We start from the raw sequence: 26926 nt of genomic DNA on the forward strand, positions 1-26926 counted from the left end.
GACCCGGCTCCGTCGAGCATCCGCACCCTTTAACGACACGTCCCGTGAGGCGTGGAAGGGAGAGAAATCATGAACGATCAGCACCCCCCGGCGACGTCCGGCCCCGAGGACGCCTCCGCGGCGCAGCGCTCCCGAGTGCTCGGCGCGGACGAGATCCGCCGAGCCCTGACCCGCATCGCCCACGAGATCCTCGAGAGCGGCCACGGCGCCGACGACCTCGTGCTCCTGGGCATCCCGCACCGCGGCGTCCCCCTGGCCCACCGGCTCGCGGAGCAGATCATCCGTGCGGAGGGCGACGACCGTCCGCTCGACGCCCTGGCGGGCTCCCTCGACATCACCCTGTACCGCGACGACCTGCGGCACAATCCCACGCGCGCCCCGAGCCCCACCCGCATCCCGCGGGCGGGCATCGACGGCCGCACCGTGGTGCTGGTCGACGACGTGCTGTACTCCGGCCGCACCGTCCGCGCCGCCCTGGACGCCCTCGGCGCCATCGGCCGCCCGGCCGCGGTCCGGCTGGCCGTGCTCGTCGACCGCGGCCACCGGCAGCTGCCGATCCGGGCCGACCACGTCGGCAAGAACCTCCCCACCTCCCGCAGCGAGCGGGTGCAGGTCCAGCTCGCCGAGACCGACGGCACCGACGCGGTGGACATCGTCCGCCCCGACGCCAAGGCGACGGACCGGACCGACGTCACGGGCGGGGGGCTCGCATGAGGCACTTCATCTCCATCGCCGATCTCGATCGCGCCGAGGCCATCTCGGTGCTGGCCACGGCCGAGCACATGGCCGAGACCCAGTCCCGCTCGATCCGCAAGCTGCCCACTCTGGTGGGCACCACCGTGGTGAACCTCTTCTTCGAGGACTCCACCCGCACGCGGATCAGCTTCGAGGCCGCCGCCAAGCGGCTCTCGGCGGACGTCATCAACTTCTCCGCCAAGGGCTCGAGCGTCTCCAAGGGCGAATCCCTCAAGGACACCGCCCTGACGCTGCAGGCCATGGGGGCCGACGCCGTCGTGGTGCGCTCCGGCTCCGCGGGGGCCGCCCATCTCCTGGCCCACGCCGGGTGGATCGACCAGCCCATCGTCAACGCGGGCGACGGTGCCCATGAGCACCCCACCCAGGCGATGCTCGACGCCTTCACCCTGCGCCGCCATCTGCGCCCCGACGACCCCGGGGCGGGCCTCGACGGCCTGCACGTGGTCATCGTCGGCGACCTCCTGCACTCCCGGGTGGCGCGCTCGAACGTGCTGCTGCTGACGCTGCTCGGCGCCCGCGTGACCCTCGTCGCCCCACCCGCCCTGGTGCCGGTCGGGGCGGATGCCTGGCCCTGCGAGATCCTCTACGACCTCGACGTGGCCCTCGCGGCGGGCCCCGACGCGGTGATGATGCTGCGGGTCCAGAGCGAGCGCATGATCGGCGGCGGCTTCTTCCCCACGGCGGGGGAGTACTCCCGCCGCTACGGCCTGACCACGGCTCGGGCCGACTCCCTGCCACCGCACGCGATCGTCCTGCACCCTGGTCCCATGAACCGCGGCTTCGAGATCGCCGGCGACGTCGCGGACTCCCCGCGCAGCGTCATCGTCGAGCAGGTCGCCTCCGGGGTGTTCGTGCGCATGGCCGTGCTGTACCACCTGCTCGCCACCGACGCCTGGGAGGCGCCCCGTGAGATCTGAGACCGCACCCGTCGTGGATGGCGGGACCGCACCCGGCGCGGACGGCGCAGCCGTCCCCCTGCTGATCCGCGGCGGCCGCCCCTACGGCGAGGACGTGATGGACCTGCTCCTGGTCGACGGACGCATCGAGTCCGTCGGCACCGACCTCGAGGCGCCTGCCGGCGTCGAGATCGTCGAGGCCGACGGCTGCATCGTGCTGCCCGGCCTGGTGGACCTCCACACCCACCTGCGCGAACCCGGCGGGGAGGAGGCCGAGACGGTCGAGACCGGCACCCGTGCCGCCGCCCGCGGGGGCTTCACCGCGGTGCACGCGATGGCCAACACGATGCCCGTGGCCGACACCGCCGGCGTCGTCGAGCAGGTCGCGCGCCGCGGGGAGAGCGCCGGCTGGTGCGCCGTCCGGCCCGTCGGCGCCGTGACGGTGGGCCTGGCGGGCGAGCGCCTCGCCGAACTGGACGCGATGGCCAACTCCCGCGCCCAGGTCCGCGTGTTCAGCGACGACGGCAAGTGCGTGCACGACCCGGTGCTGATGCGCCGCGCCCTGGAATACGTGAAGTCCTTCGACGGGGTCATCGCCCAGCACGCCCAGGACCCGCGACTGACCGAGGGCGCCCAGATGCACGAGGGCGTCGTCTCCGCCGAGCTGGGGCTGTCCGGCTGGCCGGCGGTCGCCGAGGAGTCGATCATCGCCCGCGACGTGCTGCTGGCCCACCACGTCGGCTCCCGTCTGCACGTGTGCCACCTGTCCACCGCCGGCAGCGTCGACATCGTGCGCTGGGCCAAGCAGCGCGGCATCGCGGTCACGGCCGAGGTCACCCCGCACCACCTGCTGCTGACCGACGAGACGGTGCGCCGCTTCGACCCGGTGTTCAAGGTGAACCCGCCCCTGCGCACCGCCGAGGACGTCGAGGCGGTCCGCGAGGGTCTCGCCGACGGCACCATCGACATCGTCGCCACCGACCACGCGCCCCATCCCCGTGATGCCAAGGACCGCGAATGGGACCAGGCCGCGATGGGCATGACCGGTCTCGAGACCGCTCTCTCGCTCGTCCAGCACACCATGGTCGATCCCGGCCGGCTGACCTGGCGGGACGTCGCCCGGGTGCTGTCCGAGAAGCCCGCGGAGATCGGGCGCGATGCGGACCAGGGACGCCCGCTCGCCCCCGGCGCCCCCGCACACCTGCTGGTGTGGGACCCGCGCCCGGTGCGGCCCGCCGACCCCGCCGAGCACGCCTCCCGCGGTCGCAACTCGCCGTTCGCCGGTCTCGACCTGCCCGGGACGAACCGTCTGACCGTCCTCGCCGGCCGCGCCACCGTGCGCGACGGCGTCGTGGTGGTCCGCTGATGGAGCAGCTGGTGCCGGTCCTGGCCCTGGCCGCCCTGTTCGTGGTGATCCTGGCGCTGATGGCCCGGGGCTGGCGACGCCGAGGACGCTCCCAGCAGGATCTGCCCGCTCCGTCCGCGGCGACGCTTCCCCAGCTCGGCGAGGACACCGAGGTCGGGCCCCTGGCCGCGATCTACGTCAGCACGGTGCTCGCCGGCCGCCCGCTGGAGCGCATCGTCGCCCATGGCCTCGGCCAGCGGGCCGCGGCCGAGGTCACCGTCGGCTCCGGCGGCACCTGGCACATCGACCGGGAGGGGGCCCGTTCCCTCACCGTCCCCGCCTCCGCCGTCGACGAGATCACCGCCGGGCCCGGCATGGCCGGCAAGTTCATCGGCGGCGACGGCGTCCTCATCCTCCGCTGGCGCCTCGGCGACCAGCTCCTCGACACCGGTCTGCGTCTCGCCCGACGCGAGGACCACGACCTCCTGCTCTCCCGGAAGGAGCACTCATGACCGCCTCTGCCCCGCCCCCGTCCTCGACGTCGGCATCCTCCCCCCGCCCCCGGACCTCCCGCGCCCGAGCCGAGCGGGCGCTGCTGGTCCTCGAGGACGGCACCGTCCTGCGCGGCTCCGCCTACGGCGCCCGCGGTTCCCGTCTGGGCGAGGTCGTCTTCACCACCGGCATGACCGGGTACCAGGAGACCCTCTCCGACCCCTCCTACGCCGGGCAGATCGTGGTGCAGACCGCGCCGCACATCGGCAACACCGGGGCGAACGCCCAGGACATGGAGTCCCGGAAGCTCTGGGTGCGCGGATACGCCGTGCGCGATGCCAGCCGCATCGTCTCCAGCTACCGCGCCGAGCAGTCCCTCGACGACCTGCTGGCGAGCAGCGACGTCGTCGGCATCAGCGACATCGACACCCGGATGCTCACCCGCATCCTGCGCGAGGTCGGCTCGATGCGCGGCGGCATCTTCTCCGGGGCGGCTCTGGAGGCCTCCGAGCAGGAGCTGCTCGAGACGGTGCGCGAGCAGCCCACGATGAGCGGCGCGAGCTTCGTCGAGGAGGTGACCATCGCCCAGCCCGTCGTCCTGGAGCCCGAGGGGGAGGCGATCGGCACCGTCGCCGCGGTCGACCTCGGCATCAAGGGCGCCTCGCCGCGCAGCATGCTCTCCCGCGGCCTGCGGGTCCACCTGCTGCCGGCGACCTCCACCCTGGACGAGCTGCTCGCCACCCGTCCCGACGCCGTGTTCTTCTCCAACGGCCCCGGCGACCCCGCCGCGGCGGACGCCCAGGTCGACCTGCTGCGCGGCGTCCTGGACGCGGATCTGCCCTTCTTCGGCATCTGCTTCGGCAATCAGCTGCTGGGGCGGGCGCTCGGCTTCGACACCTACAAGCTGAAGTTCGGCCACCGCGGCATCAACCAGCCCGTGCTGGACCGCGAGACCGGGAAGGTCGAGATCACCGCCCACAACCACGGCTTCGCCGTCGACGTCCCGCTCCAGGGCGAGCACGTCGCCCCGCACCAGGGCGGCCGCTACGGCCGGGTCGTCGTCACCCACGTCGGTCTCAACGACGACGTCGTCGAGGGCATCCGGTGCCTGGATCGTCCCGCCTACTCCGTCCAGTACCACCCCGAGGCGGCCGGTGGACCGCACGACGCCTCCTACCTCTTCGATCGACTCGCGGACCTCGTGGCGGGGCGACGCGGCGGCTCCGCCGACTCCGCCGGCCCCGCCGGCTCCTCCGGCCTCCCCGGCTCCGCCGCCGACACCCTCCCGTCCTCGCAGAAGGAGTCCTGATGCCCCGTCGTCCCGACATCTCCTCCGTCCTCGTCATCGGATCCGGCCCGATCGTCATCGGCCAGGCCGCCGAGTTCGACTACTCCGGCACCCAGGCCTGCCGCGTGCTGCGCGAGGAGGGCCTGCGGGTCATCCTCGTCAACTCCAACCCGGCGACGATCATGACCGATCCGGACATCGCCGATGCCACCTACATCGAGCCGATCGATCCCGACATCATCCGCTCGATCATCGCCGCCGAGCGCCCCGACGCCCTGCTGCCCACCCTCGGAGGGCAGACGGCGCTGAACGCCGCGATCTCCCTGGCCCGCAACGGCACCCTGGCGGAGTTCGGCGTCGAGATGATCGGTGCGAGCCTCGAGGCGATCAACAAGGCAGAGGACCGCCAGCTGTTCAAGGAGGTCGTCGAGCGCGTCGGCGGCGAATCGGCGCGCTCGAAGATCTGCCACAGCGTCGAGGACCTGCTGGACGGCGCCGAGGAGCTCGGCTATCCCATGGTGGTGCGCCCCAGCTTCACCATGGGCGGCCTCGGCTCGGGCATGGCCTACGACGAGGCGGACCTGCGTCGGATCGGGGGCGACGGCCTGCACTACTCGCCGACCACCGAGGTGCTCCTGGAGGAGTCCATCCTGGGCTGGAAGGAGTTCGAGCTGGAGCTGATGCGCGACCGCAATGACAACTGCGTGGTGGTCTGCTCCATCGAGAACGTCGACGCCGTCGGCGTGCACACCGGCGACTCCGTGACGGTGGCCCCGGCGCTCACCCTCACCGACGTCGAGATGCAGACCCTGCGCGACCTCGGCATCGCCATCATCCGCGAGGTCGGGGTCGACACCGGCGGCTGCAACGTGCAGTTCGCGACCCACCCCGAGACCGGACGCGTGGTCGTCATCGAGATGAACCCGCGCGTCTCCCGATCCTCCGCGCTGGCCTCGAAGGCCACCGGCTTCCCGATCGCGAAGATCGCCGCGCGGCTGGCCATCGGCTACTCGCTCGACGAGATCCGCAACGACATCACCGGCACCACGCCGGCCAGCTTCGAGCCGGCGCTGGACTACGTCGTGGTCAAGGTGCCGCGCTTCGCCTTCGAGAAGTTCCCGGCGGCGGACCCGACCCTGACCACCACCATGAAGTCCGTCGGCGAGGCGATGGCCCTGGGGCGGAACTTCACCGAGGCCCTCGGCAAGGCCCAGCGCTCGATCGACGTGAAGGGGGCCGCGCCGACCTACGAGGGCACGCCGCCGTCCGTCACCGAGGTGGCGTCGCTGCTGGAGGAGGTGCGCACGCCCACCGACACCCGTCTGGTGACCGTCTCCCGCATCCTGTGGGCCGCGGCCGAGGGCGTCGTCGATCCCGCGGAGACGCTGGATCGCCTGGTGGAAGCGACCTGGATCGACCGCTGGTTCCTCGACCAGATGCTGCTGATGGCCGAGATCGCCGCCGAGGTGCGCGGCTCCGAGGTGCTCGATGCCCCGCTGCTGGCGCTGGCCAAGCGCCACGGCCTGTCCGACGACCAGATCGGCCGCCTGCGCGGCCAGCACGGCGACGTGGTCAAGGGCGTGCGCGAGGCCCTCGGCATCAACCCGGTCTTCAAGACGGTCGACACCTGCGCCGCGGAGTTCGCCTCGGCCACCCCGTACCACTACTCGACCTACGACCAGGAGACCGAGATCGAGCCGCGCGAACGCCCCGCGATCCTGATCCTGGGATCGGGCCCGAACCGCATCGGCCAGGGCATCGAGTTCGACTACTCCTGCGTCCACGCCGCGCTCGCCCTCGGCGACCGCGATCTGCCCGGCGGCGGCTACGAGACCGTCATGGTCAACTGCAACCCCGAGACGGTCTCGACCGATTACGACATCGCCGACCGGCTCTATTTCGAGCCTCTGACCTTCGAGGACGTCGTCGAGGTGTACGAGGCGGAGAAGGCGGCGGGCCCCGTCGCCGGGGTGATCGTCCAGCTCGGCGGCCAGACCCCGCTGGGACTGGCCGGACGGCTCGAGGAGGCGGGGCTGCCGATCATCGGCACCAGCCCCTCGGCCATCGACCTCGCCGAGGACCGAGGCCACTTCGGGGCCGTCCTCGCCGACGCGAACCTCCCGGCACCGCCCTACGGCACCGCCTGGGGGCTGCAGGACGCGCAGGATGTCGCGGCGGAGGTCGGATATCCGGTGCTCGTGCGCCCCAGCTACGTGCTCGGCGGACGCGGCATGGAGATCGTCTATGACCAGGCCGGCCTGGTCGACTACGTCAGCCGCAACCTGCCCGACGGCGGCCGTGCGGACGCGCCCATCCTCATCGACAGCTTCCTGGACACCGCCATCGAGATCGACGTCGACGCCCTGTTCGACGGCGAGGAGCTCTACCTCGGGGGCGTCATGGAGCACATCGAGGAGGCCGGCATCCACTCCGGCGACTCGGCGTGCACCCTGCCGCCGGTCTCGCTGTCCGACACGGTCCTGGAGCGCATCCGCACCTCCACCCTCGGGATCGCCGAGGGCGTGGGCGTGCGCGGGCTGCTCAACGTCCAGTACGCGCTGGCCCAGGGCATCCTGTACGTCCTGGAGGCCAACCCGCGCGCCTCTCGCACGGTGCCCTTCGTCGCCAAGGCCACCGGAGTCCCGCTGGCCCAGGCCGCGGCCCGCGTGATGGCGGGGGAGTCGATCGCCCAGCTGCGCGCGGCCGGGCTGCTGCCGGCCCACGGCGACGGCGCGGACCTCCCCGACGACGCCCCGATCGCTGTCAAGGAGGCCGTGCTGCCCTTCAAGCGCTTCCGCACCCCCGAGGGGCGCGCAGTGGACTCGGTGCTCGGCCCCGAGATGCGCTCGACCGGCGAGGTGATGGGCCTGGATGCCACCTTCCCCCTGGCCTTCGCCAAGTCCCAGCTGGCGATATCCGGCCAGGGACTCCCCTCCACGGGCAGCGTGTTCGTCTCCGTCGCCGACGCCGACAAGCGCGCCCTCGCCCTGCCGGTCGCGCGTCTGGCCGCCCTCGGCTTCGACATCCTCACCACCGCCGGCACCGGGCGGGTGCTGCGCCGCTCGGGGATCCCCTGCACGGTGCTGCGCAAGGCCTCGGAGACGGGGGACGGGGCGAGCGTCATCGAGCTGATCGAGACCGGCGAGGTCGCCCTGGTGCTGAACACGCCGTCGGGCTCGAACGCGCGCGTGGACGGGTACGCCATCCGGGCGGCTGCGACCAGCATGGACGTGCCCATGATCACGACCCTGCAGGAATTCCAGGCCGCGGTGCAGGCGATCGAGGCGCATCCCGTGGAGCCCTTCGAGGTGGGCAGCCTCCAGGAGCACACCCGTCGACTCGTCGAGGGCCGCGCCGCCCGGGCGGACGCATGAGCCGGTCGGCGGACGCCTTCGGGGCCCGGCTGCGCGAGGCGGTCGACGCCCAGGGGCGGATCGTCGCCGGCATCGATCCCCACGCCGCGCTGCTGCAGGCGTGGTCCCTGCCGGACACGCCCCAGGGGCTGGCCGCGTTCTCGCGCACGGCGCTGGACGCCGTCGCGGGCGAGGTCTGCGCGATCAAGCCGCAGTCGGCCTTCTACGAGCGCCACGGCGCCGCCGGCGTCGCGGTGCTCGAGGAGCTGCTCGCTGCCGCCCGCGCCCGCGGGGTGCTCACCATCCTCGACGTCAAGCGCGGGGACATCGGCTCCACCATGGCGGCCTATGCCGAGGCGCACCTGCGTCCGGGAGCCCCGCTCGAGGCGGATGCCATCACCGTCAGCCCGTACCTCGGGGCCGGGTCGACGGATCCTGCCGTCCAGCTCGCGCTCGAGCACGGCAAGGGAGTGTTCCTGCTCGCGCTGACCTCCAATCCCGATGGTCCGCAGGTCCAGCATGCCCTGACCCGTGATGACACGCCGGTGGCGCGCGAGATCGCGCGACACGCCGAGGATCTCGGATCCGGCGTGCCGGGGGAGTGGGGGAGCGTCGGCCTGGTGGTCGGGGCGACGGTCGGGGACGCCTATCGACGGCTCGGCCTCGACCGCGCCGCGCCCTGGGCACCCCTGCTCGCCCCGGGGTTCGGAGCCCAGGGCGCAGGACCGGCGCAGATGTCCGAGGTGTTCGGTGACAATGCAGGTCACGTGCTGGTTTCGCTGTCCCGTGGTCTCTTGTCCGCCGGGCCCGACCCAGCCGCTCTGACGGCCCGAGCACGGCAGCTGAGCGCGCAGTACCGCTGACCCGCGCGAGCCTCCGTCCCGGCCCCTCGGGGGCCGCCCGACGGGCCGTCCCGGAGGCCTGCGAAGGGGTCTCGACCCGGGTCCGAACCGCACCGGACCTGGGATTGTGCGTGTCAGAAGTGGGCTCGGACACGCCATGGGGGTTACGCTCTTCGAACAGCGGGGCCCTTCCGGTTCCCGCCCGTCACCAGCAAGAGAACAGAGGTAAGAACTGTGGCTCTCCCTCCCCTCACCCCTGAGCAGCGGGCCGAGGCCCTGAAGAAGGCCGCCGAGGCTCGTCGTGAGCGCGCGGCCATCAAGGCCCGGCTCAAGGACAGCGCCGGCCGTCGCGGCCAGGAGATCAAGAAGGTCCTGGACGAAGCCGAGTCCAACGAGATCGTCGGTCGTCTCCGCGTCGCCGCCCTGCTCGAGGCCCTCCCGGGCGTCGGCAAGGTGAAGGCCCAGCAGATCATGGAGGAGATCGGCATCTCCCCGTCCCGCAAGATCCGCGGCCTCGGCTCCCACCAGGCGGAGAAGCTCGTCGCCCACTTCTCCGAGTGACCGGACCCCACCGGGCCGGTGCCGGGACGGCACCGGCCCCGGTGACCGTCCTGGCCGGCCCCACCGCGGTGGGCAAGGGCACGGTCTCCGCCAAGATCCGCGAGCAGTACCCGCAGATCTGGCTGTCCGTCTCGGCGACCACCCGGCCTCCGCGACCCGGTGAGGTCGACGGGGTGCACTATCGCTTCGTGAGCGAGGACGAGTTCACCCGCCTGGTTCAGAGCGACCAGATGCTGGAGTGGGCGATCGTTCACGGCCGGCACCGCTACGGCACGCCCCGCGGCCCGGTCGACGAGGCCGTCGCGGCCGGTCATCCGGTGCTGCTGGAGATCGATCTCGCCGGTGCCCGGCAGATCCGGCGCACCGTCCCGGAGGCCCGCTTCGTCTTCCTCGCCCCGCCCAGCTGGGAGTCCCTCGTCGAGCGTCTCGTCGGCCGCGGCACCGAGACCGCCGAGCAGCAGGAGCGCCGTCTGCAGACGGCGCGCCGCGAGCTCGCCGCCGAGAGCGAGTTCGACGTCACCATCGTCAACGACGAGGTGCCGCGCGCCACGGCGGAGCTCGCCGGCCTGCTGGGCGTGCGCGACCTCACCTGATCCGTGCAGCGGTCCCCTCGCCCTGGGGCGTCTCGAGGGCGTATCCTGGGACGTCGCACGCCGAAACTCTCGAAGGGACATCCGTGGCCGGAACAGTCGCTCAGCCCGAAGGCATCACGAACCCCCCGATCGACCGTCTCCTGGAGACCGTCGACTCCAAGTACGCGCTGGTGCTCTACGGCTCCCAGCGCGCCCGCCAGATCAACTCCTACTACTCGCAGCTCTCCGAGGGCCTGCTCGAGTTCGTCGGCCCGCTGGTGGACGTCGAGAACCAGGAGAAGGCGCTGTCGATCGCGCTCCGCGAGATCGACGAGGGTCTGCTGACGGTCCGCGAGATCGACGAGGCCGAGTACGCCGCGCAGAACGAGCCCGACCCGAACGCTCCGGCTCCGCTCAAGCTCGGCGACGACGCCCCGGAGATCCCGCCGGCCGACTTCTCCTTCTGATCACCCTCTGATCCCTGCCTGCCCCTGGGAGGCCCGATGAGCTCCGTGCCGCGCACCCTCGACGGTGCCCGCGTGCTGGTCGGTGTCGGGGGCGGCATCGCCGCCTACAAGACCGCGCACCTGGTGCGCGGTCTTGTCGGTTCCGGTGCCGACGTCCGCGTGCTTCCCACCGCTGCGTCCCTCGAGTTCGTGGGCGCCGCGACCTGGGAGGCGCTCAGCCACCACCCGGTCCTCACCTCCGTCTTCGAGGATGTCGACGAGGTGGCGCACGTGCGCTACGGCCAGGAAGCCGATCTGGTGGTGATCGCCCCGGCCACCGCCGACCTCCTCGCCCGGATGCGCATCGGCCGCGCCGACGATCTGCTCACCGCCTCGCTGCTGGTCACCCGGGCCCCCGTGGTGGTGGCCCCGGCGATGCACACCGAGATGTGGGAGCACCCCTCCACGCTCGAGAACGTGAGCGTCCTGCGCGAGCGCGGGATCACGGTGCTCGAACCGGCCGTCGGTCGCCTGACGGGTCCGGACTCCGGGCCCGGGCGCCTGCCGGAGCCCGAGGCCCTGCTCGAGGCTGCCCGCGCCGCGATCGCCGCCCCCCGGGACCCACGGGGCGGCGTCCTGCGGGATCTGGTCGGCCGCGAGCTGCTGATCACCGCGGGCGGCACCCGCGAGGATCTCGATCCGGTCCGCTTCCTCGCCAATCACTCCTCGGGTCGGCAGGGCTGGGCACTGGCCCACGCCGCCCTCGTGCGCGGTGCCCGGGTCCGCCTCGCCGCGGCCTCGGTCGATCTCGAGACCCCGCCGGGCGCCCGTCGCCTCGACGTCCGCAGCGCCGACGAGCTCGCCGAGACCGTCGCCGAGCACCGCGGGCAGGTGGACGCCTTGGTCATGGCCGCGGCTGTGGCTGATTTCACGGCCGCCGAACGGGCCGCGGAGAAGATCAAGAAGGACGACGCCGATGAGGACTCGGTGCCCTCCATCGCCCTGCGACGGACCGAGGACATCCTGCGGCGCAGCGTCCTGGACCGCGGGGACGCCGCCCGTCCGGCGATCGTGGGCTTCGCCGCCGAGACCGGCGGTCACGGCGCCTCCGCCCTGGAGCTGGCCCGGGCCAAGGCCCGCCGCAAGGGGGCGGATCTGCTGGTCTTCAACGACGTGACCGCCGGGGTGTTCGGATCCTCGGACAACGCGGTGCGCATCCTGGACCGTGACGGGCAGGAGCGGTCCGAGGTCGCCGGGAGCAAGATCGCGGTCGCCCACGCCGTGATCGACGAGCTCGCCTCCGTGCTGCCGCCCGTATCCTGGTCGGCATGACCTCCAGCGAGCTGCGCACCTTCACCTCGGAGTCCGTCACCGAGGGACACCCGGACAAGATCTGCGACCAGATCTCCGACGCGATCCTCGACGATCTGCTGACCCAGGACCGAGGGGCCCGCGTGGCCGTGGAGACCATGGTGACCACCGGCCTCGTCCACGTCGCCGGGGAGGTCCGTACCACCGGGTACAGCGATGTGGCCACCATCGTGCGCGACGTGATCCGCGGCATCGGCTACGACTCCTCCGAGAAGGGCTTCGACGCGGACTCCTGCGGCATCGAGGTCTCCATCGGCGCGCAGTCCCCGGACATCGCCCAGGGAGTGGACACCTCCTTCGAGTCCCGCGGCGACGCGGCGGCGGAGGCCTTCGCCCGCCTCGGTGCCGGCGACCAGGGCCTGATGTTCGGCTACGCCTGCCACGACACCCCCGAGCTGATGCCGCTGCCGATCCATGCCGCCCACCGCCTCACCGCGAACCTCTCGACCGCCCGGCACGACGGCGTGCTGCCCTACCTGCGGCCCGACGGGAAGACGCAGGTCTCCATCGGCTACGACGAGGAGGGCGTCGCGCGCAGCGTCGAGGCCGTCGTCGTCTCGACCCAGCACAGCGAGGAGGTCGACTTGGGCAGCCAGCTCGCGCCGGCCATCTCGAAGGTGGTCATCGCCCCGGTGCTCGAGGACCTCGCCTCCCTCGGCCTGGACGTCTCGGACGTCACCACCCACATCAACCCCTCCGGCCGCTTCGTGCTCGGCGGGCCCAAGGGCGATGCCGGCCTGACCGGCCGCAAGATCATCGTCGACACCTACGGGGGCATGGCCCGTCACGGCGGCGGCGCCTTCTCCGGCAAGGATCCCTCGAAGGTGGACCGCTCGGGTGCCTACGCGATGCGCTGGGTGGCCAAGAACATCGTCGCCGCAGGTCTCGCGGACCGCTGCGAGGTCCAGGTCGCCTACGCCATCGGGGTCGCGGAGCCCGTCGGCCTGTACGTCGAGACCTTCGGCACCGCGCATCGGCCCGCCCACCAGATCGCCGCCGCGGTGCGGAAGGTCTTCGACCTGCGTCCCGCCGCCCTGATCGACGCCCTGGACCTGCTGCGCCCGATCTATGCCCAGACCTCGATCCACGGCCACTTCGGCCGCGAGCTGCCGGACTTCACCTGGGAGCGCACTGATCGCGCCCAGGAGCTGGAGCGCGCTCTGTGACCGCCGCGAACACTGCTGCTGCCGCGTCCGGCCTCGATCCGGAGCTGGCCGCGCGCCTGAAGCGTGACGGGGCCGGACTGATCACCGCCGTCGTCCAGGACGCGAGCGATGAGCGCGTGCTGATGGTCGGCTGGATGGACGACGAGGCCCTCGCCCGCACCCTGCGCTCCGGGCGGGCCACCTACTGGTCCCGCTCCCGGGGCGAGTACTGGCGCAAGGGAGACACCAGCGGACACGTCCAGTGGGTGCGCTCGGTCGCGCTCGACTGCGACGGCGACACCCTGCTGGTCCGCGTCGACCAGGTCGGCGCCGCCTGCCATCGCGGCACCGACACCTGTTTCGACGGCGGTGACCTCGGCGCCGTCGTCCTGGACCCCACGGAGCGCACCGCATGACCGACCGTCCCCTGACCGCTGCGGACGCCGTCCCGAGCGGCGAGGCGTACCCCGAACGGGTGGCCGGCCGCGAGGGCGATGCCCTCGGCCGCATCCATCCCGACCGCGAGACCTTCCGCGCTCTCGCCGCGCGCCAGCGCGTGGTCCCCGTCAGCGTGCGCCTGCTGGCCGACGAGGACACCCCGGTGTCCCTGTACCGCCGCCTGACCGCGGACGGCGACGCGCGGGGCACCTTCCTGCTCGAATCGGCCGGGGAGGGGGAAGCCTCCCGCTACTCCATCATCGGCACCCGCGCCCGCGCCGTGCTCACCGAACGCGAGGGCCGGGCCCACTGGAGAGGCGACGTGCCCGCCGGGGTCCCGACCGACGGCAGTCCCGTCGAGGCGCTCCGCGCGGTCACCAGCGCCTTCCGTGCCGCCCGCCAGGCGCATCTGCCACCGTTCTCCGGGGGCATGGTCGGCTTCATCGCCTATGACGCGGTCCGCCACTGGGAGAAGCTCGAGGACGCCCCGCCCGACGAGGTGGGACTGCCGGACGTCTCGATGCTCCTGGCCCAGGACGTCGTCGTCCACGACGCCCACGACTCCACGGTGGTGCTGGTCGCCAACGCGCTGAACCTCAACGCCACGGACGACGGCGTCGATGCCGCCTACGACGACGCCCTCGCCCGACTCGAGACGATGCGGGAGCGGCTGCGCACCCCGCTCAGCAGCTCGGCGATGGTCTACGAGACCGTCCGCGACCTCGACCCCGAGGTCCGCACCGCCCGGCTCGACTACGAGCGCGCCGTGCACGAGGCCGTCCGCGACATCATCGACGGGGACATCTTCCAGGTCGTCCCCTCGCAGCGCTTCTCCCTGCCCGTCGCGGCCGATCCGCTGGACGTGTACCGGGTGCTGCGACGGATGAACCCCAGCCCCTACATGTACCTGCTGCGCACGGTCGATGCCGACGGCACCGGGATCGACGTCGTCGGCGCGAGTCCCGAATCGCTGGTGACGGTGCGCGGACGGACGGCGACCACCCACCCCATCGCCGGCTCCCGCCCCCGCGGGGACACGCCCGAACAGGACGAACGGCTCGGCAGCGAACTGCTGGCGGACCCCAAGGAGCGCTCCGAGCACCTGATGCTGGTCGATCTCGCCCGCAACGACCTGCAGAAGTTCTGCGACCCGGGCACCGTGGTGGTGCGGGACTTCATGCACCTGCAGCGCTTCAGCCACATCCAGCACATCGTCTCCACCGTCACCGGGCACATCCGCGAAGACGCCCTGGCCTACGACGCGCTGCGCGCCACCTTCCCGGCCGGCACCCTCTCCGGGGCACCGAAACCCTCGGCGATGCGGATCATCGACCGCCTGGAGCCGGTGCGTCGCGGCGTCTACGGCGGGACGGTCGGCTACATCGACTTCGCCGGGGACATGGACATGGCGATCGCCATCCGCACCGCCGTGCTCAAGGACGGCACGGCCCACGTCCAGGCCGGCGGGGGAGTGGTGGCGGACTCCGACGCCACCATGGAGTACCGCGAGACCCAGTCGAAAGCGGCCGCAGCCCTCCGCGCCGTCGCCTCCGCCGACACTCTGCGCCCAGCATGAGCACACCGAGTTCCCCGACCTCCCCGGCTCCGTCGGACACGGAGGCCCCGCGCCGTCCCCGCCGGGCCCCGAGCCGCCGCGTGACCGTGCTCGCGGGGACCGTCGCCGGCGCCGCACTGGCCGGCGCCACCCGCACCACCTGGGCCCAGGCCACCGCCCCCGATCTCACCGGGTCCGCCCAGCAGGTGGCCGTGACCGGCTCGGACGCGGCCCCGACGGTGCTCGCCCTCGGGCTGGTCGCCCTGGCCGCCGCCCTGACCACCTCCCTGTCCTCGACCTGGGTCCGCTTCGTCACCGGCCCGGTGCTCCTGGCCGCCGGACTGGGCGCGGGCTGGTCCGCTCTCGCGGTGGTCCTGGACCCGACCGGCGCCTCCGGGTCGGCCACGGCCACGGCCACCGGGGTCGTCGGCGGGCAGGTGCAGGCCACGGCCACCTCCTGGCCGCTGCTGACGCTGATCCCGGCGCTGGCGGTCGCCGCGGTCGGGGCCCTCGTGCTGCTGGTCGGCCGCACCTGGCCGGTGCGCACCCGCTATCGCAGCGCCGCCGTCGCCGTCGCCGCGACCGCGGACCCGGAGACGGACCCGGCCGCCGCCTGGGACGCGCTGACCCGAGGAGAGGACCCGAGCACCGAGGACGATCCGGGCGACGAGGACGACCCGAGCGACGAAGACGACCCGAGCACCGGGCGGGACGAGACCGGTCCCACCGCCGCGCGGTGATCGCCCTCACGGCGCGTGCGAGCGCCCCCCGCCGTCCCGTGGCGCTTCGCCGATACTCACCCGATGACGTGGCACAATGGCCTCGACCGGGACCCTGACTGGAGAAGGATCATGACCAAGACCTACGCCGTGCCTCCGCCCCCGCCCCACAACGAGGGCAAGACCGTGGCCGCCTACACGCTCAACTACGGCGTGGTGCTCGGATCGGTCGTCCTGGCGTTCGGGATGGTCCTGTCCATGATGCTGCTGGTCTGGATCGGCGCCGGCGTGATCGCCGCCGCGATCGTGCTCGGCATCGTGCTGTCCCTGGCCGGACTCGGCCAGCCCCGCCGTCGACCCTCCGAGGCCGAAGCGCGGTGACCCAGGTCGTGGGCGACCGGCGCGGCGCCGCCGCGCAGGATGCCCCCGCCCGCGGCCCGCGCAGGGCGCTGCTGCCCCTGGCCGTCGTGGTCGGCGGCCTCGCGCTCGCCCTGACGGTCCAGCAGGTCTTCGACCCGTTCCGCACCGACATCCCGCTGTGCGCCGTCCACCACCTCACGGGGCTGTACTGCCCGGGATGCGGCGCGATCCGCGGCGTCCACGCCCTGCTCGCCGGCGACCTGCTGCTCGCCCTGCGCAGCAACGCGCTGATCATGGTGGCCATGCCCGTGACGGCCCTGCTCATCGGGATCTGGACCCGCCACCGCATCCAGGGCAGGTCGACCACCGTGCCGCTCCCGCGCCCGCTGGCCATCGCACTGCTGGCCGCGATCGCCCTGTTCACCGTGCTGCGCAACGTCCCGGCCTTCTGGTTCATCGCCCCGATCTCCTACATCGGCGCCTGAACCCACCACCCCGTCGGCCCGCCGCGGACGACCGACCCCACCGCTGCAGGAGGCATCCGTGATCACCACCGGAACCGTGCTCGATACGATCATCGCCGGAGTGCGCGAGGATCTCGAGTCCCGCCGGGCCCGCATCCCCGACGCCGAAATCGCCGAGCTGGCCCGCGCGGCCGCTCCCGCCCGCGACGCCCGCGCGGCACTGGTCGGGGACGGCACCACCCTGGGCCTGATCGCCGAGGTGAAGCGTTCGAGCCCCTCCAAGGGGGCGCTCGCGGACATTCCGGAGCCCGCCGACCTCGCCGGGATCTACGCCGACAGCGGCGCGAGCGCGATCAGCGTCCTGACCGAGCGGCGCCGCTTCCGCGGCTCGCTGGCGGATCTCGACGCCGTGCGCGAGCGCGTCGGCGCGCCGGTGCTGCGCAAGGACTTCGTGGTCGAGCCCTACCAGGTGCTCGAAGCGCGCGCCCACGGCGCCGACCTGGTGCTGCTGATCGTCGCCGCCCTCGAGGACGCCGCGCTGCGCGAGCTGCACGACCTGGTCACCGAGCTCGGCATGACGGCGCTGGTCGAGACCCACACCGACGCCGAGCTGGATCGCGCCCTCGCCCTGGGCGCCGACGTCATCGGCGTCAACGCCCGCAACCTCAAGACGCTCGACGTGGACCTCGACCGCGCCGCCGCCCTGCTGCGCCGGATCCCGGCCGGACCGCTGGCGATCGGCGAGTCCGCGGTCGCGACCGTCGCGGACGTGGAGGCCTACGCCGCCGCCGGCGCCGACGCGGTCCTGGTCGGGGAGGCCCTGGTGACCTCCGGGGACCCCGCCGGCTCCGTCGCCGCGTTCCGTCAGGTGGCCCGCCGCGGCCGCCCCGTCCCGCAAGGAGCCCAGGCATGAGCACACCCCAGCCCTCGGACCCCCGTCCCGTGGTCACCGATCTCGCCCGACCCGAGGGAGAGCTGCGCTCCGAGGAGGGCCCCTACTTCGGCGACTTCGGCGGCCGGTTCCTGCCCGAAGCCCTGGTCCCCGCGCTCGACGAGCTGCGCGAGACCTACGAGAAGGCCGTGCTGGACCCCGAGTTCGTCGCCGAGCTGCAGCGCCTGGCGCGCGAGTACACCGGGCGCCCCTCGCTGCTGACGGAGGCCCCGCGCTTCTCCCGCCTCGCCGGCGGCGCCCGGATCCTGCTCAAGCGCGAGGACCTCAACCACACCGGCAGCCACAAGATCAACAACGTCCTGGGCCAGGCGCTGCTGACGGTGCGCATGGGCAAGACCCGTGTGATCGCGGAGACCGGCGCCGGCCAGCACGGGGTCGCCACCGCCACCGCGGCCGCCCTGTTCGGCCTGGACTGCACGATCTACATGGGCGAGGAGGACACCGAGCGCCAGGCGCTGAACGTGGCCCGCATGCGTCTGCTGGGAGCCGACGTGGTGCCCGTGACGCAGGGGTCGCGCACCCTCAAGGACGCCATCAACGAGGCCTTCCGCGACTGGGTCGCCAACGTGGACACCACGCATTACCTCCTGGGCACGGTCGCCGGCCCGCACCCCTTCCCGGTGATGGTCCGGGACTTCCACCGCATCATCGGCGAGGAGGCCCGCGCCCAGACGCTCGAGGTGGCCGGCCGCCTGCCCGATGCCGTTCTCGCCTGCGTCGGCGGCGGCTCCAACGCGATGGGCATCTTCCACGCCTTCCTCGACGACGTCGACCCGCTGGTGCGGCTGATCGGCTGCGAGGCGGGCGGCGACGGCGTCGCGACCGGCCGCCACAGCGCGACCATCGGCGGCGGCTCCCCGGGCGTCCTCCACGGCGCCCGCAGCTTCGTCATGCAGGACGAGGACGGCCAGACCATCCCCTCGCACTCGGTCTCCGCCGGGCTGGACTATCCCAGCGTCGGCCCCGAGCACGCCTGGCTCGCCAACATCGGCCGCGCCGAGTACCGCGCCGTGGACGACGAGGCGGCCATGGAGGCCTTCGCGCTGCTGTCGATGACCGAGGGCATCATGCCGGCGATCGAGTCGGCGCACGCCCTGGCCGGCGCCCTCGAGCTGGGTCGCGATCTGGGCGAGGACGCCGTGATCCTGGTGAGCCTCTCGGGCCGCGGGGACAAGGACGTCGACACCGCGTCGCGCTGGTTCGGCCTGGTGGGGGAGGACCCCGCCCGCGCCGATCTCCAGGCGCTGCGCGAGAGAGCCCGCGCCACCAGTGATCTCACCGACCCGACGGAGAAGCGATGATCGCCCCCGACACCCACCGCCTGCGCGCGGCCGATGCCATCGATCGCGCCCGCGCCGAGGACCGCGCCGCCCTGATCGGCTACCTGCCCGTCGGCTATCCGGACGTCGCCGGTTCGATCGAGGCCGCTCGGGTGCTCATCGACCACGGCGCCGACATGATCGAGCTGGGCCTGCCCTACTCCGACCCGGTGATGGACGGCCCCGTCATCCAGCGCGCCGCCTCGGCGGCGCTGGCGGGCGGCGTGCGCACCCGCCACGTGCTCGAGGCGGTCGAGGCCCTCTCCGGCCGCGGCGCGGCGATCCTGGTGATGTCCTACTGGAACCCGGTCCTCGCCTACGGGCCCAGCGCCTTCGCCCGGGACCTGGCGGCCGCCGGCGGTGCCGGTCTGATCACCCCGGACCTGATCCCCGACGAGGGCGCGGACTGGATCGCGGCCAGCGAGGAGCATGCCGTGGACCGCGTGTTCCTGGTCGCCCCCAGCTCCCCGCCGGACCGTCTCGCCCATGTGGTATCGCACACACGCGGCTTCGTCTACGCCGCCAGCACCATGGGGGTCACCGGCACCCGGGCCAGCGTGTCCGCGGCGACCGAAGGCCTGGTCCAGCGCACCCGCGCGGCCGGGGCGGAGAACGTCTGCGTCGGTCTCGGCGTCTCCGACGGTGACCAGGCCGCTGAGGTGGGAGCGTATTCTGATGGAGTGATCGTCGGATCCGCCTTCGTGCGGCCGCTGATCGAGCACGAAGGCGACGCCCCGGCGACCCGCACCGCCCTGGCCGCGGTGGCCGACGACCTGCGCTCCGGCGTGGAGCGCGCCCGCACCCCCCGATGACCCCCGGCCCGCACCGCAGAACGATCGGACCACCCAGGACAAGGAGAGCCCGGCGATGATCCCCAGCCCGCCCATCTCCTCGATCTCCCTCGGCCCGCTCACGATCCACTTCTACGCGATCTGCATCCTCGCCGGCATCGGCCTCGCCCTGTGGTGGGCCACCAAGCGCTGGGAGGCCCGCGGCGGCAACGGCGACGACCTCTTCGACATCGTCTTCGTGGCCGTGATCGCCGGCATCGTGGGTTCCCGCATCTGGCACGTGCTGACCTCCCCGGAGCCGTTCTTCGGCCCCGGCGGCGACCCGCTCGCCGTGCTCTACATCTGGCAGGGAGGGCTGGCCATCTACGGCGGCGTCGCCGGCGGTGCCCTCGCGGTGTGGATCATGGCGCGGGTGAAGAAGGTGTCCTTCATCGCCCTGGCGGACACCATCGGCCCCACCCTCCTGGTCGCCCAGATCCTGGGCCGCTTCGGCAACTGGTTCAACCAGGAGCTCTACGGCCCCGAGACCGACGCCTGGTGGGGCTGGGACGTCACCTGCGTGACCAACGGACAGAGCATCGGCGGCTGCGTGCCGGGCACCTACCACCCCACCTTCCTGTACGAGCAGCTGTGGATGCTCGCCGGCCTCGGCGTCCTGCTGGTGATCAGCCGCCGCTTCCAGCTCGCCGGCGGACGCATCTTCTGGGCGTACGTCGGCATCTACTCCATCGGCCGCGCCGGGATCGACGCGATCCGCTCCGAGCCGGTGCTGATGGTCGGCCCCCTGCGCATCCACACCCTGGTCGCGATCATCCTGGCGCTGGTCGCCATCGCTGTGTTCACCCACCTCACGATGCGCAGGCGTCGCCGCGGCGGCGAGGTCGTCGCCGCCGACGGCTCCTTCGAGATGACCGCCCAGACAGCCGGGAACGGTCCCGACGAGGACGAGGTCGAGAAGTCCGGGACGCCCCCCTCCCGGGGCGAGGACCCTGCCCCCGGACCCTAGGCACGCAGCACCCCGCGCGAGAGAGATCGCCGGAACGAGGAGCGTGCCCGGGCCCGGGCACGCGTCCGCATCCGACGTCCTCGCACCGGCCGCTCACCCGGAAGGGCCTCGCGCTCATGCTGCCTCTCGATTCCCGCTTCTCCCGTCTGCCCGCCCCGCAGGGGCTCTACCGCCCGGAGTCCGAGACCGACTCCTGCGGTGTGGCCATGGTCGCCACCCTCCGCGGTCGCCCCGGCCACGACATCGTCACCCACGCGCTGACCGCATTGCGCAATCTCGAGCACCGTGGCGCCGTCGGAGCCGAAGAGGCCACCGGCGACGGAACCGGCATCATGGTCCAGCTGCCCGACGGCTTCCTGCGCGAGACCAGCGGTGTCGACCTGCCGCCGCTGGGTGCCTACGCGGCCGGGATCGCGTTCCTCCCGCGGGAGGGGGCCGGGCGGCAGGAAGCGCTGGACGCCCTCGCGGACGTCGTCTCCGACGAGGGCCTGACCATGATCGGCACTCGGGAGTTGCCGACCACGGACGGTCTGGTCGGACCTGCGGCAGAATCCGTCCGACCGGAGATGGTCCAGGTCTTCCTCGCCGACGCGGACGGGAGGCGCAGCGGGCTCGACCTGGAGCGCGCGGCCTTCGCCGTGCGCCGCCGTGTCGAGCATTCCACGGGTGCCTACTTCCCGTCGCTGTCCACCCGGGTGATGGTCTACAAGGGCATGCTCACCCCGGCCCAGCTGGACGAGTTCTACCCCGACCTGCGCGACCCCCGATTCGCCTCCGAGTTCGCGATCGTGCACTCGCGGTTCTCGACCAACACCTTCCCGTCCTGGCCGCTGGCGCATCCGTTCCGCACCCTCGCCCACAACGGCGAGATCAATACGGTCATCGGCAACCGCAATCGCCTGCGCGCCGCTGAGGGCAGTATGGCGACGGACGCCTTCGGCGCCGACTTCGAGCGGCTGCTGCCGGTGAACACCCCCGGGGCCTCCGACTCGGCCGGACTCGACGAGGCCCTCGAACTGCTGCACCTGTCCGGGCGTCCCCTGGCGCACGCACTGATGATGCTCATCCCGGAGCCGTGGGAGAACGCCGTCTCGATGGATCCGCAGCTGCGGGCCTTCTACGAGTACCACGCAGCGCTGCAGGAGCCGTGGGACGGCCCCGCCTCGGTGGTGTTCACCGACGGCACGCAGGTCGGTGCCCGGCTGGACCGCAACGGGCTGCGGCCGCTGCGCTACTGGATCACCGACGAGGACCTCGTGGTCCTCGGTTCGGAGACCGGACTGATCGACGTGCCGCACAGCTCCCTCGCTCGCACCGGGCGGGTCGCGCCCGGAGAGATCTTCCTGCTCGATCTCGACCAGGGGCGGATCGTCCCCAGCGACGAGCTCAAGCAGGCGATCGCTGCCGAGCATCCCTACGGCACCTGGGTGCGCGAGCAGAAGGTGCACCTGTCCCAGCTGCCCGTTCGCGAGCACATCCTCCATTCGCGCTCCTCCGTGGTCCGCCGCCAGCAGACCTTCGGATACACCGAGGAGGAGCTGCGGGTGCTGCTCGCCCCGATGGCCGCCAAGGGCGCGGAACCGCTCGGAGCGATGGGCACGGACACCCCGATCGCGGTGCTGTCCGATCGTCCCCGCCTGCTGTTCGACTACTTCACCCAGATGTTCGCCCAGGTCACGAATCCACCGCTGGACTCGCTGCGGGAGGAGGTCGTCACCTCGCTGGGCGTGTCCGTCGGGCGGTCACGGAACCTGCTGGACGCGACGGCGGAGCACACCCGCCAGCTCGCCCTGGAGTTCCCGATCCTGGACAACGACGAGCTGGCGACCCTGCTCGCGGTCGACGCCCATCCGGCCACCGCGGACTTCCACACAGTGCGCCTGCGCGGCCTCTATCCCGTCGGCGGCGGCACCGCCGCCCTCGAGCAGCGCCTGCACGAGATCTGCGAGGAGGCGGTCGCCGCGATCGACGAGGGCGCCACCTTCCTGGTGCTCTCGGACCGCGACGCGAACCAGGTGCTCGCCCCGATCCCCTCCCTGCTGCTGACCAGCGCGGTCCAGCATCACCTGGTGCAGACCGGGCGACGGACGGCCGCCGGGCTGATCGTGGAGGCCGGGGACGTCCGCGAGGTCCATCATGCGGCGCTGCTGATCGGCTACGGCGCCAGTGCGATCAACCCCTATCTCGCCATGGAGAGCGTCGAGGAGCTCGTCCGCCGCGGGGTGATCAGCGACCTCGACCCCGCCGAGGCGGTCCGCAACCTCCTGCGCGCACTGGGCAAGGGCGTTGCGAAGATCATGTCGAAGATGGGCATCGCAACCGTCGCGTCCTACCGGGGTGCGCAGGTCTTCGAGGCCGTGGGCCTGTCCGAGGAGCTGGTGAAGACCTGGTTCCCCGGCACCGTCAGCCGGATCGGCGGGATCACGCTGGATGTGATCGCCACCGAGAACGCCGCGCGCCACGCGCTCGCCTATCCCGTGGACGGCCAGCGCCCGGCGCACCGCAGCCTCCCCGTGGGCGGCGAATACCAGTGGCGCCGCGAGGGGGAGCCGCATCTGTTCACCCCCGAGGCGGTGTTCCGCCTGCAGCACTCCACCCGCACGCGGGCCTTCGAGGAGTTCCGCCGCTACACCGACGAGGTCGACGCCCAGCAGGAACACCTGATGACCCTCCGCGGTCTGCTGCAGCTGCGCAGCGACGAGCGCGTGGCCGTGCCGATCGACGAGGTCGAGCCGGTCGAGGAGATCACCCGGCGCTTCATGACCGGTGCCATGAGCTACGGGTCGATCTCCCAGGAGGCCCACGAGACCCTCGCGATCGCCATGAACCGCCTGGGAGGGATGTCCAACAGCGGCGAGGGCGGGGAGGATCCCGAGCGCCTGCGGGACCCTGAGCGCCGCAGCGCGATCAAGCAGATCGCCTCCGGCCGCTTCGGAGTCACCAGCGAGTACCTGACGTTCGCGAAGGACATCCAGATCAAGATCGCCCAGGGCGCCAAACCCGGCGAGGGCGGTCAGCTGCCGCCGGAGAAGGTGTACCCGTGGATCGCCCGCACCCGGCACTCGACCCCGGGCATCGGCCTGATCTCCCCGCCGCCGCATCACGACATCTACTCGATCGAGGATCTTGCCCAGCTGATCCACGACGCGAAGTCCGCGAACCCGGCGGCCCGCATCCACGTCAAGCTGGTCTCCCGCTTCGGCGTGGGCACGGTCGCGGCAGGCGTGTCGAAGTCCCACGCCGACGTCGTGCTCATCTCCGGGCACGACGGCGGCACCGGCGCCAGTCCGCTGAACTCGCTGAAGCACGCCGGGACCCCGTGGGAGCTGGGCCTGGCCGAGACGCAGCAGACCCTGCTCATCAATGGGCTGCGCGACCGCATCACGGTGCAGGTCGACGGGCAGATGAAGACCGGCCGGGACGTCGTCATCGCCGCCCTGCTGGGCGCCGAGGAGTACGGCTTCGCCTCGGCCCCGCTGGTGGTCTCCGGCTGCGTCATGATGCGGGTGTGCCACCTGGACACCTGTCCTGTCGGCGTCGCCACCCAGAACCCGGAGCTGCGCGAGCGCTTCACCGGCCGTGCCGAGCACGTGGTGACCTTCTTCCAGTTCGTCGCCCAGCAGGTGCGCGAGCACCTCGCCGCACTCGGCCTGCGCAGTCTGGACGAGGCGATCGGCCGCACCGACCTGCTCGCCCTGCGCGACGACCCGCGTGCCGCCTCCGCCCTCGGCGTCGCCAAGCGCGAAGGACTGGACCTCGCGGCGATCCTCACGCCCCCGGTCATCCACGAGGGCGACTTCCCGCGCCGGCGCCGCGACCAGGACCACCAGCTGGAGAGGGCCGCCGACCACCCCTGGATCGCCCGCGCCGCGGACGTCATCGACGGTCGCGAGGAGTCGATCCGCCTGACGGGCACCCTCCGCAACGTCCAACGGTCCGTCGGCACCCTGCTCGGCCACGAGGTCACCCGGCGCACCGGCGGGGACGGCCTGGCGGACGACTCGATCGTCCTGGACCTGACGGGCACCGGCGGGCAGTCCTTCGGGGCCTTCCTCCCGCGCGGGATCAGCCTGCAGGTGCGCGGAGACGTGAACGACTACGTCGGCAAGGGGCTGTCCGGCGGGGTGATCGCCGTCGGCCACGGAAGCGGGACGGAGCCCTCGCTGACGTCCGCGGCCATCGCCGGCAACACCTGCGCCTACGGCGCCACCAGCGGACGGCTCCTGCTCGCCGGAGCGGCGGGGGAGCGGTTCGGGGTGCGCAACTCCGGTGCCACCCTGGTGGTCGAGGGGATCGGCGACCACGGAGCGGAGTACATGACCGGCGGGGTCGTGCTCGTGCTCGGCCCCACCGGGACCAACCTCGGCGCCGGCATGAGCGGAGGGACGCTGTTCGTCCTCGACTTCGACGTGACGACGCTGAACCCCCAGGACGCCGCGACCTTCTCGATCACCCCGGTGCGCGAGGAGCATCGCGACTTCGTGCTCTCGGCGATCGCCGAGCACGCCCGCCGCACCGGCTCCGATCGAGCGACCGCGCTGCTGGCCGACGCCGACGAGCTCCTCGCCCGGATCACGGAGGTCTCCCCGCGAGCCTTCCTGACCATCACCGGGATCCGCGAGGACGCCCTGGCCCAGGGGATCGACCCCGATTCGAACGATGTCTGGAACGAGATCATGGAGAGCACTCATGGCTGATCCCCGAGGATTCCTCCGCTACCGCGACCGCGAACTGCCGCCGCGGCGGCCCGTGCCGGTGCGGCTGATGGACTGGCGCGAGGTGTACGAGGCCCGCGAGCAGGGCACTCTCGACGTCGTCTCCCGTCAGGCCGGCCGCTGCATGAACTGCGGCATCCCGTTCTGCCACCAGGGCTGCCCGCTGGGCAACCTGATCCCGGAATGGAACGACCTGGTCTACCGCGAGGACTGGCAGGAGGCGAGCGAGCGCCTGCATGCGACCAACAACTTCCCGGAGTTCACCGGCCGCGCCTGCCCCGCGCCCTGCGAGTCCAGCTGCGTGCTGGGCATCAACCAGCCCCCGGTGACCATCAAGAACGTCGAGGTCTCCATCATCGACCGCGCTTTCGCCGAGGGGTGGGTCCAGCCCGTCGAGCCGTCCCGGCAGACCGGGCGCGCGGTCGCCGTCGTCGGTTCCGGACCCGCCGGGCTGGCCGCCGCCCAGCAGCTGACCCGGGCCGGCCATTCCGTGGTCGTCCTCGAGCGCGACGACCGTCTCGGCGGACTCCTGCGCTACGGGATCCCCGAGTTCAAGCTGGAGAAGCGCCATGTGGACCGCCGGCTGCAGCAGCTGCGCGCCGAGGGCACGCGCTTCCGCACCGGCGTGGACGTCGGCGGCACGGGGGAGGGCGCGCTCTCGGTCGACGATCTCCGCTCCCGGTTCGACGCGGTGGTCCTGGCGACCGGGGCGAACGTGCCCCGAGAGCTGGCGGTGCCCGGCCGCGATGCGTCCGGCATCCACCCGGCCATGGAGTACCTGACCCAGGCGAACCGCCGGGTGGAGGGCGACTGGATCGCCGAACCCCTCTCGGCCGAGGGCAAGAACGTGGTCATCATCGGCGGGGGCGACACGGGCGCGGACTGCTTGGGAACCGCCCTGCGCCAGGGCGCCCGCTCCGTCACCACCCTCGCCATCGGCACCCAGCCCCCTGCGGAGCGCGACGAATCACAGCCCTGGCCGACCCACCCGGTGCTCTTCGAGGTCTCCGCCGCCCACGAGGAGGGCGGCAACCGCTCGTTCCTGGCCTCCACCACCGGATTCGAGGTCGGAGCGGACGGCGCGGTGACCGGACTGAAGGTCTCCCGCACCGAGTACCGGGACGGGCGTCGCGGACCGACGCCCGGGACGGAGACCGTCCTGCCCGCCACCCTGGTGCTGATCGCGATGGGCTTCACCGGGACCCGCGAGGACGGCCTGCTGGCGGATCTCGGGGTGGACCTCACCGCACGCGGCACCATCGAGCACGACCAGCAGTGGGCCACGACAGCCCCCGACGTGTTCACCGCGGGCGACTGCGCCCGAGGTCAGAGCCTGATCGTGTGGGCGATCGCCGAGGGTCGCGCCTGCGCGGCCGCCGTCGACCGCCACCTGATGGGCTCCAGCTCCCTGCCGACGCCGGTGCGCCCCGGGGAGAACCCTGTCACGGTGTGAAAGACTAGGGGCGACCACGCGATGCTGCGGCCCGTCCGGCAGTGCGCTTCGTGGTGCCCGCCGGAAGGCCGCGGCCCTTACTCGAAC

Annotated in this window: 23 protein-coding genes; all 23 read left to right on the top strand. The window is 72.5% G+C overall.

What is annotated here, in order from left to right; all coding sequences use genetic code 11:
• Positions 1-69: 69 nt before the first annotated feature.
• The 23 genes from pyrR (at position 70) to JOF44_RS00710 (ending at position 26839) form a co-directional block, all read left to right on the top strand.
• Positions 70-714, top strand: coding sequence for a bifunctional pyr operon transcriptional regulator/uracil phosphoribosyltransferase PyrR (gene pyrR, locus JOF44_RS00600; RefSeq protein WP_209886067.1), 645 nt, complete (start codon positions 70-72; stop codon positions 712-714).
• On the top strand, positions 711-1673 hold the full coding sequence (locus JOF44_RS00605; RefSeq protein ID WP_209886070.1) for an aspartate carbamoyltransferase catalytic subunit: 963 nt from the start codon (positions 711-713) through the stop codon (positions 1671-1673). Before pyrR ends, JOF44_RS00605 begins: the two co-directional genes overlap by 4 nt.
• Positions 1674-1686: 13 nt before the next feature.
• Positions 1687-3018 (top strand): dihydroorotase, encoded by a 1332-nt coding sequence (locus JOF44_RS00610; protein WP_209895553.1) that lies wholly within the window; start codon positions 1687-1689, stop codon positions 3016-3018.
• Positions 3018-3509 (top strand): PH-like domain-containing protein, encoded by a 492-nt coding sequence (locus tag JOF44_RS00615; protein ID WP_209886072.1) that lies wholly within the window; start codon positions 3018-3020, stop codon positions 3507-3509. The genes JOF44_RS00610 and JOF44_RS00615 overlap by 1 nt, the downstream gene beginning before the upstream one ends.
• A complete protein-coding gene (gene carA, locus JOF44_RS00620; RefSeq protein ID WP_209886075.1) occupies positions 3506-4798 on the top strand; it encodes a glutamine-hydrolyzing carbamoyl-phosphate synthase small subunit in 1293 nt (430 codons plus the stop codon). Before JOF44_RS00615 ends, carA begins: the two co-directional genes overlap by 4 nt.
• Positions 4798-8151: a carbamoyl-phosphate synthase large subunit gene (gene carB / locus JOF44_RS00625; RefSeq protein ID WP_209886078.1), complete on the top strand. Its 3354-nt coding sequence runs from the start codon at positions 4798-4800 to the stop codon at positions 8149-8151. Before carA ends, carB begins: the two co-directional genes overlap by 1 nt.
• Positions 8148-8993, top strand: coding sequence for an orotidine-5'-phosphate decarboxylase (gene pyrF, locus JOF44_RS00630; RefSeq protein ID WP_209886080.1), 846 nt, complete (start codon positions 8148-8150; stop codon positions 8991-8993). The genes carB and pyrF overlap by 4 nt, the downstream gene beginning before the upstream one ends.
• A gap of 213 nt (positions 8994-9206) precedes the next feature.
• Entirely contained in the window at positions 9207-9533 is a 327-nt protein-coding gene (mihF, locus tag JOF44_RS00635) for an integration host factor, actinobacterial type (protein WP_209886083.1), read from the top strand.
• Complete coding sequence (gene gmk / locus JOF44_RS00640) at positions 9530-10126, top strand: guanylate kinase (RefSeq protein ID WP_209886086.1); 597 nt, start codon at positions 9530-9532, stop codon at positions 10124-10126. The genes mihF and gmk overlap by 4 nt, the downstream gene beginning before the upstream one ends.
• A gap of 83 nt (positions 10127-10209) precedes the next feature.
• Positions 10210-10572 (top strand): DNA-directed RNA polymerase subunit omega, encoded by a 363-nt coding sequence (rpoZ, locus tag JOF44_RS00645; protein WP_209886087.1) that lies wholly within the window; start codon positions 10210-10212, stop codon positions 10570-10572.
• A gap of 36 nt (positions 10573-10608) precedes the next feature.
• Positions 10609-11883, top strand: coding sequence for a bifunctional phosphopantothenoylcysteine decarboxylase/phosphopantothenate--cysteine ligase CoaBC (gene coaBC / locus JOF44_RS00650; protein ID WP_209886090.1), 1275 nt, complete (start codon positions 10609-10611; stop codon positions 11881-11883).
• Entirely contained in the window at positions 11880-13088 is a 1209-nt protein-coding gene (metK, locus tag JOF44_RS00655; RefSeq protein WP_209886093.1) for a methionine adenosyltransferase, read from the top strand. The genes coaBC and metK overlap by 4 nt, the downstream gene beginning before the upstream one ends.
• Complete coding sequence (gene hisI, locus JOF44_RS00660) at positions 13085-13483, top strand: phosphoribosyl-AMP cyclohydrolase (RefSeq protein WP_209886096.1); 399 nt, start codon at positions 13085-13087, stop codon at positions 13481-13483. The genes metK and hisI overlap by 4 nt, the downstream gene beginning before the upstream one ends.
• Positions 13480-15081: an anthranilate synthase component I gene (locus JOF44_RS00665; protein WP_209886099.1), complete on the top strand. Its 1602-nt coding sequence runs from the start codon at positions 13480-13482 to the stop codon at positions 15079-15081. The genes hisI and JOF44_RS00665 overlap by 4 nt, the downstream gene beginning before the upstream one ends.
• Positions 15078-15800, top strand: a complete 723-nt coding sequence (locus JOF44_RS00670) for a Trp biosynthesis-associated membrane protein (RefSeq protein ID WP_209886102.1) — start codon at positions 15078-15080, stop codon at positions 15798-15800. Before JOF44_RS00665 ends, JOF44_RS00670 begins: the two co-directional genes overlap by 4 nt.
• A gap of 111 nt (positions 15801-15911) precedes the next feature.
• Positions 15912-16160 carry an HGxxPAAW family protein gene (locus JOF44_RS00675; RefSeq protein WP_209886105.1) on the top strand — a complete coding sequence of 83 codons (249 nt, stop codon included), beginning with the start codon at positions 15912-15914 and terminating at the stop codon, positions 16158-16160.
• Positions 16157-16624 (top strand): DUF2752 domain-containing protein, encoded by a 468-nt coding sequence (locus JOF44_RS20575; protein ID WP_209886108.1) that lies wholly within the window; start codon positions 16157-16159, stop codon positions 16622-16624. Before JOF44_RS00675 ends, JOF44_RS20575 begins: the two co-directional genes overlap by 4 nt.
• 58 nt (positions 16625-16682) lie before the next feature.
• On the top strand, positions 16683-17516 hold the full coding sequence (gene trpC / locus JOF44_RS00685) for an indole-3-glycerol phosphate synthase TrpC (protein ID WP_209886111.1): 834 nt from the start codon (positions 16683-16685) through the stop codon (positions 17514-17516).
• Positions 17513-18856, top strand: a complete 1344-nt coding sequence (trpB, locus tag JOF44_RS00690) for a tryptophan synthase subunit beta (RefSeq protein ID WP_209886114.1) — start codon at positions 17513-17515, stop codon at positions 18854-18856. The genes trpC and trpB overlap by 4 nt, the downstream gene beginning before the upstream one ends.
• Positions 18853-19686, top strand: a complete 834-nt coding sequence (gene trpA / locus JOF44_RS00695) for a tryptophan synthase subunit alpha (protein ID WP_209886117.1) — start codon at positions 18853-18855, stop codon at positions 19684-19686. Before trpB ends, trpA begins: the two co-directional genes overlap by 4 nt.
• Before the next feature lie 55 nt (positions 19687-19741).
• Complete coding sequence (gene lgt / locus JOF44_RS00700; RefSeq protein WP_209886120.1) at positions 19742-20671, top strand: prolipoprotein diacylglyceryl transferase; 930 nt, start codon at positions 19742-19744, stop codon at positions 20669-20671.
• 116 nt (positions 20672-20787) lie between these two features.
• Entirely contained in the window at positions 20788-25368 is a 4581-nt protein-coding gene (gene gltB, locus JOF44_RS00705) for a glutamate synthase large subunit (RefSeq protein WP_209886123.1), read from the top strand.
• Positions 25361-26839, top strand: a complete 1479-nt coding sequence (locus JOF44_RS00710; RefSeq protein WP_209886126.1) for a glutamate synthase subunit beta — start codon at positions 25361-25363, stop codon at positions 26837-26839. The genes gltB and JOF44_RS00710 overlap by 8 nt, the downstream gene beginning before the upstream one ends.
• Positions 26840-26926: the final 87 nt, after the last annotated feature.

Origin of the sequence: Brachybacterium fresconis (assembly GCF_017876515.1) — a bacterium.
GTDB lineage: Bacteria > Actinomycetota > Actinomycetes > Actinomycetales > Dermabacteraceae > Brachybacterium > Brachybacterium fresconis.

Excerpts from the sequence above, each read along its gene's own strand:
- pyrR (WP_209886067.1), top strand. The coding sequence starts at position 70 with ATGAACGATCAGCACCCCCCGGCGACGTCCGGCCCCGAGGACGCCTCC.
- JOF44_RS00605 (WP_209886070.1), top strand. The coding sequence starts at position 711 with ATGAGGCACTTCATCTCCATCGCCGATCTCGATCGCGCCGAGGCCATC.
- JOF44_RS00615 (WP_209886072.1), top strand. The coding sequence starts at position 3,018 with ATGGAGCAGCTGGTGCCGGTCCTGGCCCTGGCCGCCCTGTTCGTGGTG.
- carA (WP_209886075.1), top strand. The coding sequence starts at position 3,506 with ATGACCGCCTCTGCCCCGCCCCCGTCCTCGACGTCGGCATCCTCCCCC.
- carB (WP_209886078.1), top strand. The coding sequence starts at position 4,798 with ATGCCCCGTCGTCCCGACATCTCCTCCGTCCTCGTCATCGGATCCGGC.
- pyrF (WP_209886080.1), top strand. The coding sequence starts at position 8,148 with ATGAGCCGGTCGGCGGACGCCTTCGGGGCCCGGCTGCGCGAGGCGGTC.
- coaBC (WP_209886090.1), top strand. The coding sequence starts at position 10,609 with ATGAGCTCCGTGCCGCGCACCCTCGACGGTGCCCGCGTGCTGGTCGGT.
- metK (WP_209886093.1), top strand. The coding sequence starts at position 11,880 with ATGACCTCCAGCGAGCTGCGCACCTTCACCTCGGAGTCCGTCACCGAG.
- JOF44_RS00665 (WP_209886099.1), top strand. The coding sequence starts at position 13,480 with ATGACCGACCGTCCCCTGACCGCTGCGGACGCCGTCCCGAGCGGCGAG.
- JOF44_RS00670 (WP_209886102.1), top strand. The coding sequence starts at position 15,078 with ATGAGCACACCGAGTTCCCCGACCTCCCCGGCTCCGTCGGACACGGAG.
- JOF44_RS00675 (WP_209886105.1), top strand. The coding sequence starts at position 15,912 with ATGACCAAGACCTACGCCGTGCCTCCGCCCCCGCCCCACAACGAGGGC.
- trpB (WP_209886114.1), top strand. The coding sequence starts at position 17,513 with ATGAGCACACCCCAGCCCTCGGACCCCCGTCCCGTGGTCACCGATCTC.
- trpA (WP_209886117.1), top strand. The coding sequence starts at position 18,853 with ATGATCGCCCCCGACACCCACCGCCTGCGCGCGGCCGATGCCATCGAT.
- lgt (WP_209886120.1), top strand. The coding sequence starts at position 19,742 with ATGATCCCCAGCCCGCCCATCTCCTCGATCTCCCTCGGCCCGCTCACG.
- gltB (WP_209886123.1), top strand. The coding sequence starts at position 20,788 with ATGCTGCCTCTCGATTCCCGCTTCTCCCGTCTGCCCGCCCCGCAGGGG.
- JOF44_RS00710 (WP_209886126.1), top strand. The coding sequence starts at position 25,361 with ATGGCTGATCCCCGAGGATTCCTCCGCTACCGCGACCGCGAACTGCCG.